Source organism: Sinorhizobium glycinis, from assembly GCF_001651865.1.
Taxonomy (GTDB): Bacteria; Pseudomonadota; Alphaproteobacteria; order Rhizobiales; family Rhizobiaceae; genus Sinorhizobium; species Sinorhizobium glycinis.
In genome coordinates this window covers 1-14841 of sequence record NZ_LPUX01000067.1, presented here as the reverse complement: position 1 = coordinate 14841, position 14841 = coordinate 1, and the positions used below count along the sequence as shown (strand labels likewise).

Annotated in this window: 13 protein-coding genes; 5 read left to right on the top strand and 8 right to left on the bottom strand. The window is 58.7% G+C overall.

Annotation, left to right across the window (positions count from 1 at the left end; all coding sequences use genetic code 11):
- Window positions 1-19: 19 nt before the first annotated feature.
- The 4 genes from AU381_RS24960 (at window position 20) to AU381_RS29125 (ending at window position 4424) form a co-directional block, all read left to right on the top strand.
- The gene (locus AU381_RS24960; protein WP_064244312.1) at window positions 20-901 is read left to right on the top strand and encodes a carbohydrate ABC transporter permease; all 882 of its coding nucleotides are present in this window, start codon (window positions 20-22) and stop codon (window positions 899-901) included.
- Window positions 894-1730, top strand: a complete 837-nt coding sequence (locus AU381_RS24955; protein WP_064244311.1) for a carbohydrate ABC transporter permease — start codon at window positions 894-896, stop codon at window positions 1728-1730. The genes AU381_RS24960 and AU381_RS24955 overlap by 8 nt, the downstream gene beginning before the upstream one ends.
- A gap of 10 nt (window positions 1731-1740) precedes the next feature.
- Window positions 1741-2883 carry an ABC transporter ATP-binding protein gene (locus AU381_RS24950; protein ID WP_064244310.1) on the top strand — a complete coding sequence of 381 codons (1143 nt, stop codon included), beginning with the start codon at window positions 1741-1743 and terminating at the stop codon, window positions 2881-2883.
- Between the two features lie 185 nt (window positions 2884-3068).
- Entirely contained in the window at window positions 3069-4424 is a 1356-nt protein-coding gene (locus AU381_RS29125) for a NosD domain-containing protein (RefSeq protein ID WP_156528671.1), read from the top strand.
- A gap of 296 nt (window positions 4425-4720) precedes the next feature.
- Here AU381_RS29125 and AU381_RS24945 read toward each other — a convergent pair whose 3' ends face one another.
- The 6 genes from AU381_RS24945 to AU381_RS24920 form a co-directional block, all read right to left on the bottom strand.
- Window positions 4721-5740: a LacI family DNA-binding transcriptional regulator gene (locus AU381_RS24945; RefSeq protein ID WP_064244309.1), complete on the bottom strand. Its 1020-nt coding sequence runs from the start codon at window positions 5738-5740 to the stop codon at window positions 4721-4723.
- Window positions 5741-5840: 100 nt separating this feature from the next.
- Entirely contained in the window at window positions 5841-6767 is a 927-nt protein-coding gene (locus tag AU381_RS24940) for a carbohydrate ABC transporter permease (RefSeq protein ID WP_162273460.1), read from the bottom strand.
- 4 nt (window positions 6768-6771) lie between these two features.
- Entirely contained in the window at window positions 6772-7692 is a 921-nt protein-coding gene (locus AU381_RS24935; RefSeq protein ID WP_082910346.1) for a carbohydrate ABC transporter permease, read from the bottom strand.
- A 3-nt stretch (window positions 7693-7695) separates the two neighbouring features.
- Window positions 7696-8991, bottom strand: coding sequence for an ABC transporter substrate-binding protein (locus tag AU381_RS24930; protein ID WP_064244307.1), 1296 nt, complete (start codon window positions 8989-8991; stop codon window positions 7696-7698).
- A gap of 118 nt (window positions 8992-9109) precedes the next feature.
- Window positions 9110-10441 carry a glycoside hydrolase family 172 protein gene (locus AU381_RS24925; protein WP_064244306.1) on the bottom strand — a complete coding sequence of 444 codons (1332 nt, stop codon included), beginning with the start codon at window positions 10439-10441 and terminating at the stop codon, window positions 9110-9112.
- Window positions 10441-11517 carry an ABC transporter ATP-binding protein gene (locus AU381_RS24920; protein ID WP_064244537.1) on the bottom strand — a complete coding sequence of 359 codons (1077 nt, stop codon included), beginning with the start codon at window positions 11515-11517 and terminating at the stop codon, window positions 10441-10443. Before AU381_RS24920 ends, AU381_RS24925 begins: the two co-directional genes overlap by 1 nt.
- 48 nt (window positions 11518-11565) lie before the next feature.
- On the opposite strand from AU381_RS24920, the gene AU381_RS24915 reads away from it, so the two are divergent.
- On the top strand, window positions 11566-13386 hold the full coding sequence (locus AU381_RS24915) for a GH32 C-terminal domain-containing protein (RefSeq protein WP_244520129.1): 1821 nt from the start codon (window positions 11566-11568) through the stop codon (window positions 13384-13386).
- Window positions 13387-13623: 237 nt separating this feature from the next.
- Here the strand turns inward: AU381_RS24915 and AU381_RS24910 are convergent, their stop codons facing one another.
- Together AU381_RS24910 and AU381_RS24905 are read right to left on the bottom strand one after the other, a co-directional pair.
- Complete coding sequence (locus tag AU381_RS24910) at window positions 13624-14220, bottom strand: tyrosine-type recombinase/integrase (protein WP_064244304.1); 597 nt, start codon at window positions 14218-14220, stop codon at window positions 13624-13626.
- A gap of 86 nt (window positions 14221-14306) precedes the next feature.
- On the bottom strand, window positions 14307-14841 hold a 535-nt coding region (locus AU381_RS24905; RefSeq protein WP_162273459.1), incomplete at its 5' end, for an OsmC family protein.

Sequence of the window (14841 nt, the reverse complement as noted above, 5' to 3'; positions counted from 1 at the left end):
CCAGCTTTCGGAGACCGACATGTCGGATGAAGACCGATTTGTGCTCTGCATGCTCGCGCCCGCGGTTGCGATCCTCGGCTTGTTGGTCGCTTACCCGGTGGGGCTGCTGATTTTCGATTCCTTTTTCAAGGTCGAAACGATCACGCCCCACATACGCGAATGGGTCGGGCTGCAGAACTATATCGATGCCCTAACCTCGAAACGTGTCGCCGAAAGTGCTCTGCGGACGCTGCAATATTCGGTCTTCGCCCTCTTTTTCGAATTCACGTTCGGCTTCTGTGCGGCGCTGCTGTTCTCGGCCATGGTCGGCCAGTCGCGTTGGCACCGCACGATCTTCGCTCTGCCGCTGATGGTTCCGCCCATCGTTGCCGGCCTGCTCTGGAGATTCCTCCTCGTCGGCAATATCGGCATCCTGAACTATGGCCTCGTACAGTTGGGGCTGATCAGCGACCCTAATGAGATCGCTTGGCTATCCAGCGAGGATATCGTCATCTATTCCGTATCCTTTGCCGACATCTGGCTGACGACCTCCTTTGTCGCGCTCGTCTCCTACGCAGGGCTGACGAACATCCCGAAGGACCTGCTTGAGGCGGCACGGATCGACGGGGCGAACGCGCTCAAACGATTCTGGCATGTGACCCTGCCGCTGATGCGGCCGGTGATCGCGGTCGTCGTAATCGTGCGTGGCGTGGATGCGGCCAAGACCTTCGACCTCATCTGGATTCAGACGCAGGGTGGTCCCCGCCATGCTTCGGAAGTGTTCTCGATGAACATCTATCAGAGGATGGTTCGTTTCGGCGACCTCGGCGAAGCCTCCGCGTCCGGCACCTTGTTCCTTCTCGTCATGATGGTCCTGGCCGGGATTGCCTATTGGAAAATTTGGAGGCCGGCCCATGCATAGAGTGTCCCGCCCCAGTGTCAGCGGAATCTTGATTAACGCCGCAGCCCTCGTGCTCGTGCTGTCTTACGCGCTGCCCTACATCTATCTGCTGATGACGTCCATCAAGCCGGCGGCCGATGTCCAGCAGATCCCGCCAAGCTTTTTCCCCGCCGTCATATCGTTCGAGAATTTTCGCGAAGTCTTGCAATCGTCTACTCTGCCGAAGGCCTTCATCAATTCGCTCACGGTGGCGATGCTGACGACGGCGCTCTCGCTGATGGTGGCCGTGCCGGCCGCCTATGTTGCCACCCAGTATCGCCGCCGGATCACGACGTTTTTCCTGCTCTTTGCCCTGGTCACCCGTATGGTCCCATCGGTGTCTCTCGGTGTGCCGCTGTTCCAGCTTTTAAAGTCCATAGGCCTGCTCGACACCATTCCTGGCCTCGTTCTCGCTCACACCTCCGCAGCTGTGCCCCTGGCGCTGCTGCTCATGTCGGCTTTCTTCGAAGGCGTGCCGAAGGAACTCGAAGAGGCCGCGCGCATGGACGGATGCACACGTTTCCAGGCCTTTCGCAAGATCATCCTTCCGATCATCACGGGCGGGATCGCGGTGACCGCGCTCTTCACGTTCATCACGAGTTGGAACGAGTTCCTCTACGCGCTGCTGCTGACGTCCGAATCGACCAAGACGGCCCCGATCGTCATTGCCGAATACAATTCCGTCTACGGACTTGCCTGGGGAGCGATGACCGCGGCGGCCGTGCTCTATTCGCTGCCCGTCATCATCGTAACGCTCGCACTTCAAAAACAGATCGTCGGCGGGCTGACGTTCGGCGCTGTGAAGGGATGAGGAGACAAGCATGGCCGGTATAGAACTGCGCAATATTAACAAGATCTACGGAAACAGCTTTCACGCTCTGCATGATCTCAGCTTCGACATCAAGGACGGCGAGTTCATGGTGTTTGTCGGTCCGTCGGGATGTGGGAAGTCGACAGCGCTCAGAATGATCGCGGGCCTGGAGAGCATCTCCAGCGGTGAACTTAAGATCGATGACCGGCTCGTCAACGATGTCGATCCCAAAGAGCGCGACATTGCCATGGTCTTCCAATCCTACGCGCTCTATCCGCATAAGACGGTGCGCGAAAACATCGCCTTTCCATTGCTGATGGCCGGACTGCCCAAGGCTGAGATTGACAGCCGCGTGAACGAGGCCGCGCGCATCCTCGAGCTGACTACCTTGCTCGACCGCAAACCGGCGCTTCTCTCCGGGGGACAGCGCCAGCGCGTCGCCATGGGGCGAGCGATCGTCCGAAAGCCGGCAGCCTTCCTGATGGATGAACCGTTGTCGAACCTCGATGCCAAGCTGCGCGTACAGATGCGCGCCGAGATCGCAAGCCTGCAAAGAAAACTGAATGTCACTACGATTTACGTGACCCACGACCAGGTCGAGGCGATGACGATGGGTGACCGCGTAGCAGTCATGAAAGGCGGCGTGCTGCAGCAAGTCGACACACCGCAGAACCTGTACAAGCGCCCTGACAATGTCTTTGTCGCCGCGTTTATCGGATCGCCCTCGATGAACTTGTACGAAGCCGTTCTGAATGGAAGAACGCTGACCCTGGGCAGCAACAGTTTCGAAATCCCTGACCGGGTTTTCGAAGGCCGACCCTCGCTCAACGGTGCGTCTAACCGTCAGGTCATTGTCGGTATCCGGCCCGAGCACATGAACGACGCCGCAATCCGGCCTTCTTCGGCCGAGATTTCGGCCCCGGTCACTCTTGTTGAGGCGCTAGGTTCTGAATCCATGGTGCATCTGAATATCGATGCATCTTGGGTGGATGCTGGCGACCCGGACGCCGTCGCCGACATCGGCGCCGAAAAAGCTGCTGTAGCCCGTTTTTCTCCGAAGAGCACAATACGCGCAGGTGACATCGCGCGCGTCGCTGTCGATGCCGAAGAACTTCACTTCTTTGAACCGGATACCCGCACCAGCATCCGGTGATGGTATAGCCAGGAGAAAAACAAGAATAACTAGCCCGTCTATCGTGATCAAACGCCGCAACTCTTTCGGATCTCGATCAAACAGAGAGCTGGATGCATTTCCAGGCGGCTTGCAAGCAACAACCTAATCACGAACATCAGTCTACCACCGCTCTGGAGTAAGAAATGTCCGCGGAGACGTTACCAATGGTTAGCGAAAACTATTACGACGTAACAAAGTATTCCGTCGGTAATCCCTATGAGGATATTGGAGCGGTCATCAATAGCATCATTGCAGATATTAAAAGCAGGCAACCTGTTTGCGATCTAAATGATGGCGGGAAACCTGGAGCAGTTATCTATGTACCGCCGGGCGATTACCGTCTTGCCACTCAAGTCGTTATTGACGTGAGCTATCTGAAAATAGTGGGCTCTGGACACGGTTTTACGTCTTCGAGCATCCGTTTCAACACACCCACAAACGAGCTGGCGCGCTGGCACGAAGTGTGGCCGGGCGGTAGCCGTATACTTGTGGACATCTCTCCAGAGGCCGCTGACGGTGAGACTGCTGGAGCCGCATTTTATGTTAAGCGCACCGGAAATCCTCGTATAAGCTCTGTGGAGTTTGCTGACTTTTGCATTGATGGCCTGCATTTCATTGACGATGGTTCGGGGCACAATGATGCAGAAAATACATACAAGAATGGCAAAACGGGAATCTATGTAGGCAGCGCCAATGACTCATGCCGAATAACGGGGATGGGTCTTATCTATCTAGAGCATGGAGCTATTGTTCATGATGCAGACGCGCTGGCGATAGACAACAATTTCATTGCGGAGTGCGGAAACTGTATCGAATTGAAAGGTATGGGGCAGGCCTCAAGAATAGCAAATAATTTTATCGGAGCCGGTTATAGGGGGCATTCCATTTATGCTGAAAATTATGGGGGCATTCTAGTATCCTCAAACAACGTATTCCCTCGAGGTGCTAGTAGTGTGTATTTTTCCGCCGTGGTGCGTTCCTCGGTCACAGGAAATAGATTCCATTCGTTTTATCCCGGAATGCTGGTTTTTGCTGCGAACTGTTGCGAAAATTTGGTTTCCTCAAATCACTTTTTGCGAGATCGAGAGCCGTGGGCGCCCATGCAGAAATACGATAACGGCTTGGATGATCTGTTCGGACTTTTGCAAATTCACGGCAGCAACAATTCGGTAATCGCGAATCACATTTCGGTAACTATAGATACTCAATATCTCAAGCCCATTGCCGTAAAGCCCGTGATAATTAACGTGGTTTCCGGTAGCGGCAATTACATAGCCAATAATCACATTGTGGCCACAACCGAAAAATCGCAGATCAATGATGCACCAAACAGTGCCTGTTTTTCAACACAAGTGGGAGCATTGCTTTCAACGAGCAATTTGACGGCGCTCGAAGTAACGGCAGTACTGGTGAAAAAGGGGTCTGCGCGGAATACAGTCCTAGATACAGGCAGTGACGAACAGGTAGAGATGGATAGAGCGATGAATGCATTTAGGGGCACTCCAGTTCCTGGACAATAGTCGAGGAAATTCCATATAGACCGATCGTAGCTAGGTCTTTTTGTGGAAATTTCATGGACAATTCGGAGTTTTATTCATGACGACCAACGGCTCGTGCGCCGCTGGCCGAACATGGTCTGTGGGATCGATAAGCTTTCCTCCCGAGCAGACTGGCCGGCGTTCGCGCCGGCCTTTTTTCTCGAACGGAGCATCCTCTGTTAATCAATGCCGCCATGGCGACGCCATCGGCTTGAAGCCGTGGGGAGCGCGCCGTTCGGGAACCGCCCGGATCAAGGGCTGAGCAGATCTGGCGTCAGCTATTTCGGTGGGGAAACCGAATTGCGAATGACGAGCTCGCAGCGATACTCGACATGTTTCTTTTTCGGGGGGTGGCCCGCGATGATGTCGAGCAACATTCGAACTGCCAGAGCGCCCATGTCGCGATAAGGCAATGCCATCGTTGTGAGGGGTGGCTGAATGCCGGTCGTGATGACCTGGAAATCGTCGAAGCCGATGATGGAGACATCATCTGGCACCCGCAGTCCGAGATCCGTGGCGGCGCAATAGACCTGCAGCGCGATCTCGTCATTGCCACAAACGACTGCCGTCGGTCGGTCAGGATTGTCAAGAATGCGCCGCGCGTTCTCGAAAGCCACAAGCTTGTCGGCAAATATGGCTCCTACGCGCCCCGGAACGATCCATTCCTTTCGAACCTCGATGCCAGCCGCCGCCAGCCCGTCGAAGAATGCCCGGCCGCGAAGGTCGGCCGCCAGGATCAGTTCATTCAGCACGACATAGGCGATCTTTCGATGTCCCTGCTCGACGAGATGGCGGACAGCATCCAGTCCGCCTTGATAGTCGTCCGGTACGATTGACGGCAGAGCCTGGTCGGGAGCGCTGCAATTTACCAGCACGGTCGGCGTACTCGGAAATTCAGTATCCCGCGGAACGTGACGATGAAACATCGTCACATAGAATACGCCGCCGATGCCATGCTCGCGGAAGATCTTCCAGGCGCGCTGCTCTTTCGCCGGATCGGCGGAGGTGTTCACGGTCAGCAGCGTGTAAGGCGTGTCATCGAGGGCGTCCTGAATGCCGCGCACGATGTCGGTCGAAAACGGCGTCGTCGAGACGACGTCAGTGATCAATCCAAGCACGCTGGAACGGCTGGTGCGCATCAACCGCGCCGCCTGGTTCGGAACATAACCCAGCGCCTCGATCGCCTTCTGCACCTTTTTCTTGGTCTTCGGACGGATCAGACCTTCGTCGTTGACGACGCGCGATACCGTTCGATCCGACACGCCGGCAAGTGCTGCAACGTCCTTGATACTGACCATTCTCTTCCCCAACTGAGCACTCAAACCGCCTCACGGGCGTCTCCGATAGCATAACGACTGGTTCCATAGCCATGCGCTCCACCTCATCAACCACAACGTGTCAGCCTTTCACGCCGGCCCGCACGAAGGAGTCGATAATCCAGCGCTGCGCCACCAGAAACACCAGCAGCACCGGCAGGATCGACAGCGATACCGCCGCGATGACTTCCGAGGTCGCCGATGAGTTCCCGACCGGATCGCGGATCGACATGATCCCGACGGGCAGCACCATCTGGTCGACCGAGTTCAGGAAGATCAGCGGCATGAAATAGTCGTTCCAGGTCATGGTGAAGATAATGACGGAGAGTGCCGCGATCTGCGGGCCCGCGAGCGGCACGGCAATCGACCAGAAGGTGCGAAAATGCCCGGCATTGTCGACGCGCGCCGCCTCGAACAGTTCCTTGGGAAGGGTAAGAAAGAACTGCCGCATCAGAAAGATGCCGAACACGCCCGACATGCCGGGCGCGAAGGCGCCGGTGAGGCCGGGAACGATGATCGACCACTGGCTGTCCACCAATCCGAGCCAGCGCATCAGCAGGAATAGAGGCACCAGCGTCGTCTGGATGGGAACCATCAGCGACACGAGGAGCAGAGCAAAGAGGGCGTTCTTGAACGGGAAGCGGAGCCGCGCGAAGGCGTACCCGGCGATCGTGGTCGTTGCGACGTAACCGAGAGTGACTGTGGTCGCAAGCACGGTCGAGTTCCAGAAGAAGCGCCCGATCGGAACATCCGATGCAAGCAGCCGGCGGTAGCTTTCCAGGCTGGAATCCAGTCCCGGCAGCCAGCGTGGCGGCAGCGTGAAGGCTTCCGCCACGGGCCGGAAGCTGGTGGTGAACATCCACAGGAACGGCGCCACCATCACCAGCGCGCCGAGCCCGAGCACCACATAGATCAGCGCGGTGCGCAGCCGCGAGATCATTGCCCGCGTTTCCGGAGAGAGACGACGCGCCGACAGGCGAGCCGGCGTCATATCCCATGAGATGTGCATTGGCTTATTCATAGAAAGCCCACCGCTTGGAAAGGGCGAACTGGATCGCCGTGACAATGACGGTAATCGTGAGCAGCAGCAGCGAGATCGCCGACGCGTAGCCCATGTTGAACGACTTGAAGCCCTGCTCGTAGATGTACATGACCAGACTGCGTGAGGCATCGCCCGGCCCGCCATTGGTCAGCACGACGATCGATTCGAACACCTTGAAGGCGCCGATCGTGTTCATGGTGAGCAGGAAAAGGATCGTCGGAGACAGGAGCGGCAGGGTAATCTGCCAGAAGGTCCGCAGGCTGCTCGAGCCATCGACTCGTGCGGCATCGTAATAGTCCTTTGAGATGCTCTGCAAACCTGCCGTCGCGATCAGCATCGCGAAGCCGACGTTCTTCCAGATGTCGAGGATGATGACTGACCAGAGAGCGTTGCGGGCGCTCGAAAGCCAGCGGACGGGCTCGATGCCGACAAGACCGAGGTAGTAGTTAATTACCCCGATGTCGCGTTGGAACAGGAATTGCCAGATCACGGCAACGAAGATAAGGCCGACGAGGGACGGGAAGAAATAGGCGGCGCGATATGCATATTGCACAGTCTTCGACATGTTGCGGTTGAGCAGAACCGCCAGGACCACGCCGAGGCCGACATTGCCGGCCACAGCAAAGACGGCGAAGAAGGCCGTGTTGCCGAGGACCTTCCAAAGCCGCCGGTCGTCCAGCATCGCTTCGAAATTGGCGAGCCCGACGAAGCTGGGATTGCTGAACAGGTCATACTTCATCAGGCTGAGGACCACCGTGGCGGCCATCGGTCCTGCGACGAAGACAGCGAAGCCGATCAAGGCCGGCGCGATGAACAGGAGCCCGGCAATGGTCTCCTTGCGGTTTTGCGGCGAGAACCAACCCGCCGCCGCATCATTGGCGATACTGGTCATGGGTCAACCCCGCTGGATCTCGGCTTCGAGTTCCTCATGGGCCGCGGCCAGCGCTTCCTCCGCCGTCAACTCTTCGGTGATGATCTGATCGAAGGTGCGGCCCAGGATGCGGTCAAGCGCGTTGAAGAAGGCGGGCGCCGCCACGGGCTTCGCCGTCTCTAAAGCATCGAAGAAGACCGGTGCGCTCTTCGGCGCTGAAAGGAAGCTCTCCTTCCTCGCCGCTTCCTCGTAGATCGGGATTTGCTGACCGATCTCCATCAGCGCGGTCACAGTCTCGAGTGAGATCAACTGCTTGATCGCCTGGAAGGCGAGCTCTGGATTCTTCGATTGCGGGCTGATGCCCCAGCCCCCGCAGCCGAACACCGTTTCGGCGCTTGCCTTGCGCGGCCAGGGCACGATGTCGAAATCGGTGAAGCCGTTCGCCACCCAGCCGGTCACCGGCCAGCGGCCAGCACCGACCATGGCGAAACGCCCGGCGGCAAACTGGTCATAGACGTTGAGCCCGATCGGGTCGGGAGAGACACCATGCTCATAAACGAGCGCGTGGATGAACTCGGCAACCTCGCGGATCTTCGGATCGTTGAGGTTGGAATGCTTGAAATCCGCGGTTACCGGATAGGTGCCGTTGGTCAGGTACCAGGGATGAATGGCGAAATTGAACCAGGGCAGGCCATATCCGTAGATCTTCTTGTCGCCTTCTCCGGTCGTCAGCTTCTTGGCGATCGCGACGAAGTCGTCCCAGGTCCAGTCCGGCTTCGGCGGCTCGACGCCCGCCTCCTTGAAGATGCGGGTGTTGTAGTGGATGACCATCGTCTGGCCCCCGTTCGGAATTTCATAGAGCTTGCCGTCGACGGTGAGTGCGTCCTTCAGCTTGGCCGGGATCTTGTCGACCAGGGCCTTGGCTTCCGGATCGGCGGCGATCAGCTCGTCGAGCGGCATCAGCAATTTCTTGTCGACGGCGAGTCGCAACCCTTCGACCGCAATGTTGATGATGTCGGGGGGATTCCCGCCGGCGATCTGGGTTACCAGTTTGTCAGCGTAGTCCGACCATGAGGAGATCGGAGCGATGTTGTCCTGCACCGTGACGTTCGGATAGATCTTTCGAAATCGTTCGAAGGCCTCGCCATAGGTCTTCGCCTCGGACGGGTTGCCCCAGTTGTAGGTGGTGAGCTGGGCTGCGGTGTCTTTTGCCGGAGCGCCTGCCTGCGCTGCCTTTGCCGGGAACAGGGTTGGTGTCAGGACACCGGCTGCGGCCAACGCCGTCGCCTTGGTCAGAAGGTCTCGTCTGTTCATGCTCATTTCCTTCTCCTCCTCAGGATGAGCGCCGAGTGCATGTCAGCGGTTTTCGTAGCGACAGGCACAAGAACAAAGACCCGAAGCGCGTCGCATGAGGAATGCGACGCGCTTCAGCGTCGTTTCAGTTTCCTTTCGATACATTCGCCGCCGAGCGGCGCCGCGTGATCTCCAACTTCTTTTCGATTTCGATGTCGCGGAGTTCCGCATAGGCGCGGAAACGCTCGTCGGCAGCATCGATCTGCCTGGCCTGTTCGGGCGTCAGGCGATCGCGGGCGACCCTCTCCGGAGTGCGGTCGCCGGGCGGCGTTGGCAGCCTTTCCTCAACCGGCAGGATGCTCAGCTTCGGCGATGGAAGCGTCTGGTACCAATAGGCCGTGGAGGCCCAGTCGTCGCTGAGGTGGTTGGCGTGGCCGTGCTCGATCGTCACGCGGATACGGTTCTTGAACCGAACGGGATCGGTGAGATGGAAGCGATAGGAGACCTGATAGCCGGGAACGATGCTCTCGTGGATCACCGAGCCGTTCGTCAGGAAGGCGTTGTTCTGCATCCCCCAGGCGTGATTGAAATAGTCCTCTGTGCCAGTGCCATGGATCGAGGGCGGCCAGGTGTCTTCGTCGACGAAGATCATCTCGTCGCCTTCGCCCCACCAGGAGCCTTGGAAGTGCGCAACCGACAGGTTGCAGCCGACATATTGGCCGCGTCCTTCGGTCTCGAGGATGACGTAGTTCTCCTTGCCGTCGAGATTGGGAATGTTGGTTTCGGGGCTGTTGGTCTGCAGATTCGGACCCCAGCCACCGCAGGGGTTCTCTCGCCGCCAGGACGCGTGGAAGTAGGCGATATCGTCGGCCAGCGGCGCCTCGTAGCGCTCGAAATCGATGTAGAAGTACTGGCCGTAGGGGACGTCGTTCTGGTTCTCGATTTCGATAATGGCGCGCTTGCCGAACGGCATCTGGAAATAGCTGTTGAATGCAGCGCTGCCGCCGAAGCGATAGCGCTCCTCCGGCTTGCTCGAGACGGAGATCGGCAGAGAAGAAAAGTTGCCGGGCATCGAATGACCGGTGCAGAAGAAGTCGCCGAGCGGCACCAGAACCGACGGAGTGTCCTGATCATCCCAATAGATCTTCAGCAGCACCTTGCGATAGTAATGCGGGTCGGCAACCTCCCAGTTGAGGCCGAGAGCATTGTGGATCTCGAAGACCGGCGCGACGTAATTGCCGGCGGTCGGATCAATCAGGCCGGCCCCGAGAACGCGACGGCAGAATTGCGTCATCCAGATATGCGTGATGCAGCCCGGACCCTCAATAGTGGCGAGGCGGACGGTGGAGTTGGCCGGGATCAGCCAATAGTCCTGGTTCTTGCCCTCCTGGTCCCAACTGGAAAGGCGTCCGGTGCGTGCGTCCTTGACGCGCGCGAGGTCGGCAAGCATCGAATGTCCTGGGTGGCTGCTCGTCATCAATGAGTTCCCTTGGTTGAAAGGCCCAGACGATTGCCGTCCGGCCCGAAGAAGTGCGCGCTCTCAGGCGCAAAGCGGAAATGGAGGATGGAGCCCTCGGCCAGGGACGGCCCGTCCGGCTCCTTGGCGATCAGCTCAATGCCGTCGCCCGTCTGTGCGTAGATCAGGCGGTGCTCGCCGAGATGCTCCTCGAACTGCAGCCGAGCGCTGAGAAAGGCCTGATCTGGTTCACACAGAACGAGGCTTTCCGGCCGCACGCCCAGCGTTGCACGGCCTGTCGGGCCGGCAGGGGCCGGGATGGCCGTCCCAAGTGGGCCGCGGGCCAGCCCTTCGCGTTCAAGGGTTACCGGAAAGAAATTCATCTTGGGGCTGCCGATGAAGCTGGCGACGAACAAATTTGCCGGCGTTCGGTAAAGTTCGAGCGGTGTGCCGACCTGCTCGATGCGGCCCTGGTTGAGCACCACGATCCGATCGGCGAGCGTCATCGCCTCGACCTGGTCGTGGGTCACGTAGATTATCGTCGCATCCACGATTTTGTGGAGTTTCGCGATCTCGATCCGCGTTTGAACCCTGAGCGCCGCGTCGAGGTTCGACAGGGGCTCGTCGAACAGGAAGAGGCGCGGCTCGCGCACGATCGAACGTCCGATCGCAACGCGTTGGCGCTGGCCGCCGGACATGTCCTTTGGAATGCGGTGCAGCAGTTCCTCGATCTGCAGCATCCTGGCAGCGCGGGTGACGCGCTGGTCGATCTCGCCCTTGTCCAGTCCGGCGATTTTCAGGCCGAAGGCCATGTTCTTGTAGGCGGTCATATGCGGATAGAGTGCGTAGGACTGGAACACCATCGCCACGCCACGTTCAGCGGGCTCGAGCAGGTTTGCCACGGTTCCGCCGATCCTGATCACGCCTCCGGAAATCGGTTCCAGGCCGGCGATCATCCGCAGCAGCGTGGACTTTCCGCAGCCCGACGGTCCGACGAAAACGACGAATTCGCCGAATGGTATCTGAAGTTCGATGCCGCGGATCACCGTGGCGGCACCATACGACTTGGTGACGCCCTCAAGGTATAAATCAGCCATATTCTCCTCCTCGACCTGGCCCCGTGACGCATCCTCCAGCATACGGACTTGCCAAATGTCGACGTCGAAATTAAATATCGACGTCGACATTTGTCAAGCTTGAAAGTTCAGCGCGCAGTGCGGCGCAGTGGAGGAGCAATGAGCAACATCGTGGAATTGGACGCGGCACGCGGAACGCGCTTCGAGTTTTGGGCCCGTCGGAAGGCGGCAAAATCACGGGCGGAGGATTCCGCTGGCGAGGTATTCGCACTTCGTGCTGGTAAGCGCATCGTCTACCGGATCGCGCCGCCGCCGCCTTACTGTCAGTTCTACGCGTATACTCACCACGCGGGCGGCCCGCTCACACTCGAGTGGGACGAGAACATCATCGAGCTTTCGCTGTTCTATCGCTTCGATCCCATCCGCGTGGCTGAGGAAGGGGTGACTTTCCTGGATCTGCAGGGCGGCCGCCTCGTCGCTCGACCGAAGGTGGCTTGGCCAACGTGGTGCGAAAGCGATCCCGACCGGCCGCAGCTACGCTTCTCACCGTTTCAGGCGTGGATGAACGATCCAAACGGCCTGTGTTTCGTCGACGGCCGCTATCACCTGTTCTACCAGTTCCATCCGGTCGAGGCCGAATGGGGACCGATGCACTGGGGCCACGCCGTAAGCGACGACCTTTACCGCTGGACGCATCTGCCGGTCTTTCTCCATCCAGAACAGAACCTCTGGTCGCTAGGTGCCACCGGCGGCGCCTTCTCCGGAAGCGCCTTCGTCGGCCCGGATGGCGGGTTGAGCTTCTATTACACCGAGCGATTGCCAGCGTACGACCTGTTCAAGGAATACAAGGAGGTGCAGAAGCTGGTGGTCCCATCGGCGGACTTGCTCCGTCCGGAGACCAATCGTGTTGTACTCGACAATGGCCCGCCCGGCAGTGCCCATGACTTCCGCGATCCCAAGGTCTGGTACGATGCGGCGGGCGGGGAATACCGCATGGTGCTCGGAGCGGCAATCGACGGAGACCCGGCTGTGCTGCTCTACGGCTCGGAGGATGGTGCGGACTGGAAATTCCTGTCGGTCCTCTACCGCGCCCCGGAACATTTCCGTCAGCATGGAGCACGCTGCGTCGAGTGCCCCGACTTCTTCGAACTCGACGGCCGTTTCGTGCTCGTGATGGGCTTCGTCGGGTACACCGAGCCGACAACCGGCCGCCACAACCTTCTTTACGCACAGGTCGGCACATTTGACGACGACCGCTTCATGCCCCTGACCCCTGCATTGCAGGAATTGGACTTCGGAACCGATTTCTATGCAATGCAGAGTTTCCGCGCCAAGGAGCGGCAGATCGCCTTTGCTTGGCTCTTCAACTGGGAATTCAGAAAGCCGGCAGGATCGCCCTACAGCGGCGAACTGTCGTTGCCCCGCGTGCTCGGTGTCGACGCTCAGCTACGTCTGACGATGTTGCCTGAGGTGGGCTATCGAGCTCTGCGCTCCCACGCATTGACGCAAGCAGCCGCCGGCCATTTCATCTGCGAACCCGGAGAGCCGATCGAACTATCCTTGACAGGCGCTCTCGATGGAATTCGAATCGTCGGACGCGGTGGTGACGGTGAAAGCTTTACAATCGCACACGTCTCTGGACGTCTACAGGTCAACGTCGCGGAAGATGCCGGCGAAATTGAATACCGCTCGACACCGCTCTCACTCGAAAATCTGACCGTCTTCTTCGATAGAGGCGTGCTCGAGATCTTCGCGAACGATGGCGTGGTCTGCGGCACTCGCCGCACCTACAAGGTCACGGCACTGACCGCGCTGGAATTGATCGCGTCGGGCGCAACTCGCATCGATGCCTGCGAAGGCTGGAGCTATAATTCCGTCTGGCGATGGTAGCAGGGCCCCAAGGTCATCACTGCAACGACCATGCGGCGGACGTCTCGGAAATGCCCTCTGCAAAGACATTCGCTTTTCGGCTGACGGGGCAATTCGCGACAGCGACACGCACGCATGACCGCATTCGGGCCAAGTCGTGACTTTCCTTCTACCCATCGTGGGCGACGGCTTTGGGTCGACGTTTGCCCTCAGTGCGGCCAGCAAACGGCGCTTCAATGAGAAGCGCCGCAATGCAACCTACAATTCAACTTGTTCAGAGATGGCTAGGGCGTCATCAACCTCGATCCCGAGGTACTGGACGGTGCTCTCCAGCTTTTTGTGGCCGAGCAAGAGCTGCACGGCGCGCAGGTTGCCGGTCTTCTTGTAGATGTGCGCCGCCTTGGTTCTCCTCTTCGAGTGCGTGCCGTAGCGCTTGGGGTCAAGTCCGATGCTCGACACCCACCGCTCGACGATCCTGCCATATTGTCGAGTCGACAGATGCGGCAAGGCGTGCACGCGGCTGGGAAACAGGTAATCCCGTTCACCCAGCCTGCGACTTCCAATCCATGCAGCGACAGCCTCCCGCGTTTGGTCGGTCAGTTCGAATTGCACAGGTCGGCTGGTCTTCCTCTGGATGATGATCGCCCGGTCCCGAACCCTTCCAGAAATCGAAACATCACCAACCGAGATCGCCACGAGATCACAAGCTCGCAATTTGCTGTTGATCGCGAGATTGAAAAGCGCCAGGTCGCGCACCGCACCCAGCAACTGGAGGCGGGTTCGGATGGCCCAGACCTCTTTCGGTTTCAATGGAGGCTTCTGACCGACGATGCGGCCGGAGTTCCAACTGGACATAGCTTTCCTCCCGAAAACCACCCTCCACAGCCGCAGCGCTTAACCTCAAGCGGGCCAATGATAATCTTCTTAGAAGTGATACTGNGCTATCGTTCTGTCACTCGAGATTCTGATTTCACCACGGTTTTTATCTTCGCCACAGCTTCGAGCGTGCGATGCACAGGGCACTTGCCGGCAATCTCGGCAATCCTGTCGCGAAGCTCCTCGGAGACCTCGCCATCGACGAAAATGACGCGCTCGAAACGATCGATCCGGGCGCCACTGCTGCGTTCCGATTCGGCACACTCTTCGCAGTCCCTGGCATGGATCTTCGCGTGCGAGACGTCGACCCCGATGCGCCCGAGAGTCAGCTTTTTGTGGTCGGCATATAGACGCAACGTCATCGACGTGCAGGCGCCAAGTGCGATCGACAGGAAGTCATAAGGCGATGGTCCGGAATCGAGCCCGCCCACGCTTTCGGATTCGTCCGCGAATAGCCGATGGCTGCCGGCCTGGACCGCGTTTTGAAACCTGCCTTCGCCCGTTTCCGTCACGCGCACCTGTTCGATAGGCGCAGTCCCTTGCGGCGCGTCGGTGGCCAGATAACGCGTCAGCCACCCCGAAATGATCCGACCGGCGAAG

Excerpts from the sequence above, each read along its gene's own strand:
- AU381_RS24960 (WP_064244312.1), top strand. The coding sequence starts at position 20 with ATGTCGGATGAAGACCGATTTGTGCTCTGCATGCTCGCGCCCGCGGTT.
- AU381_RS24935 (WP_082910346.1), bottom strand. The coding sequence starts at position 7,692 with ATGACCAGTATCGCCAATGATGCGGCGGCGGGTTGGTTCTCGCCGCAA.
- AU381_RS24955 (WP_064244311.1), top strand. The coding sequence starts at position 894 with ATGCATAGAGTGTCCCGCCCCAGTGTCAGCGGAATCTTGATTAACGCC.
- AU381_RS24920 (WP_064244537.1), bottom strand. The coding sequence starts at position 11,517 with ATGGCTGATTTATACCTTGAGGGCGTCACCAAGTCGTATGGTGCCGCC.
- AU381_RS24950 (WP_064244310.1), top strand. The coding sequence starts at position 1,741 with ATGGCCGGTATAGAACTGCGCAATATTAACAAGATCTACGGAAACAGC.
- AU381_RS24945 (WP_064244309.1), bottom strand. The coding sequence starts at position 5,740 with ATGGTCAGTATCAAGGACGTTGCAGCACTTGCCGGCGTGTCGGATCGA.
- AU381_RS24910 (WP_064244304.1), bottom strand. The coding sequence starts at position 14,220 with ATGTCCAGTTGGAACTCCGGCCGCATCGTCGGTCAGAAGCCTCCATTG.
- AU381_RS29125 (WP_156528671.1), top strand. The coding sequence starts at position 3,069 with ATGGTTAGCGAAAACTATTACGACGTAACAAAGTATTCCGTCGGTAAT.
- AU381_RS24940 (WP_162273460.1), bottom strand. The coding sequence starts at position 6,767 with ATGCACATCTCATGGGATATGACGCCGGCTCGCCTGTCGGCGCGTCGT.
- AU381_RS24930 (WP_064244307.1), bottom strand. The coding sequence starts at position 8,991 with ATGAGCATGAACAGACGAGACCTTCTGACCAAGGCGACGGCGTTGGCC.
- AU381_RS24925 (WP_064244306.1), bottom strand. The coding sequence starts at position 10,441 with ATGACGAGCAGCCACCCAGGACATTCGATGCTTGCCGACCTCGCGCGC.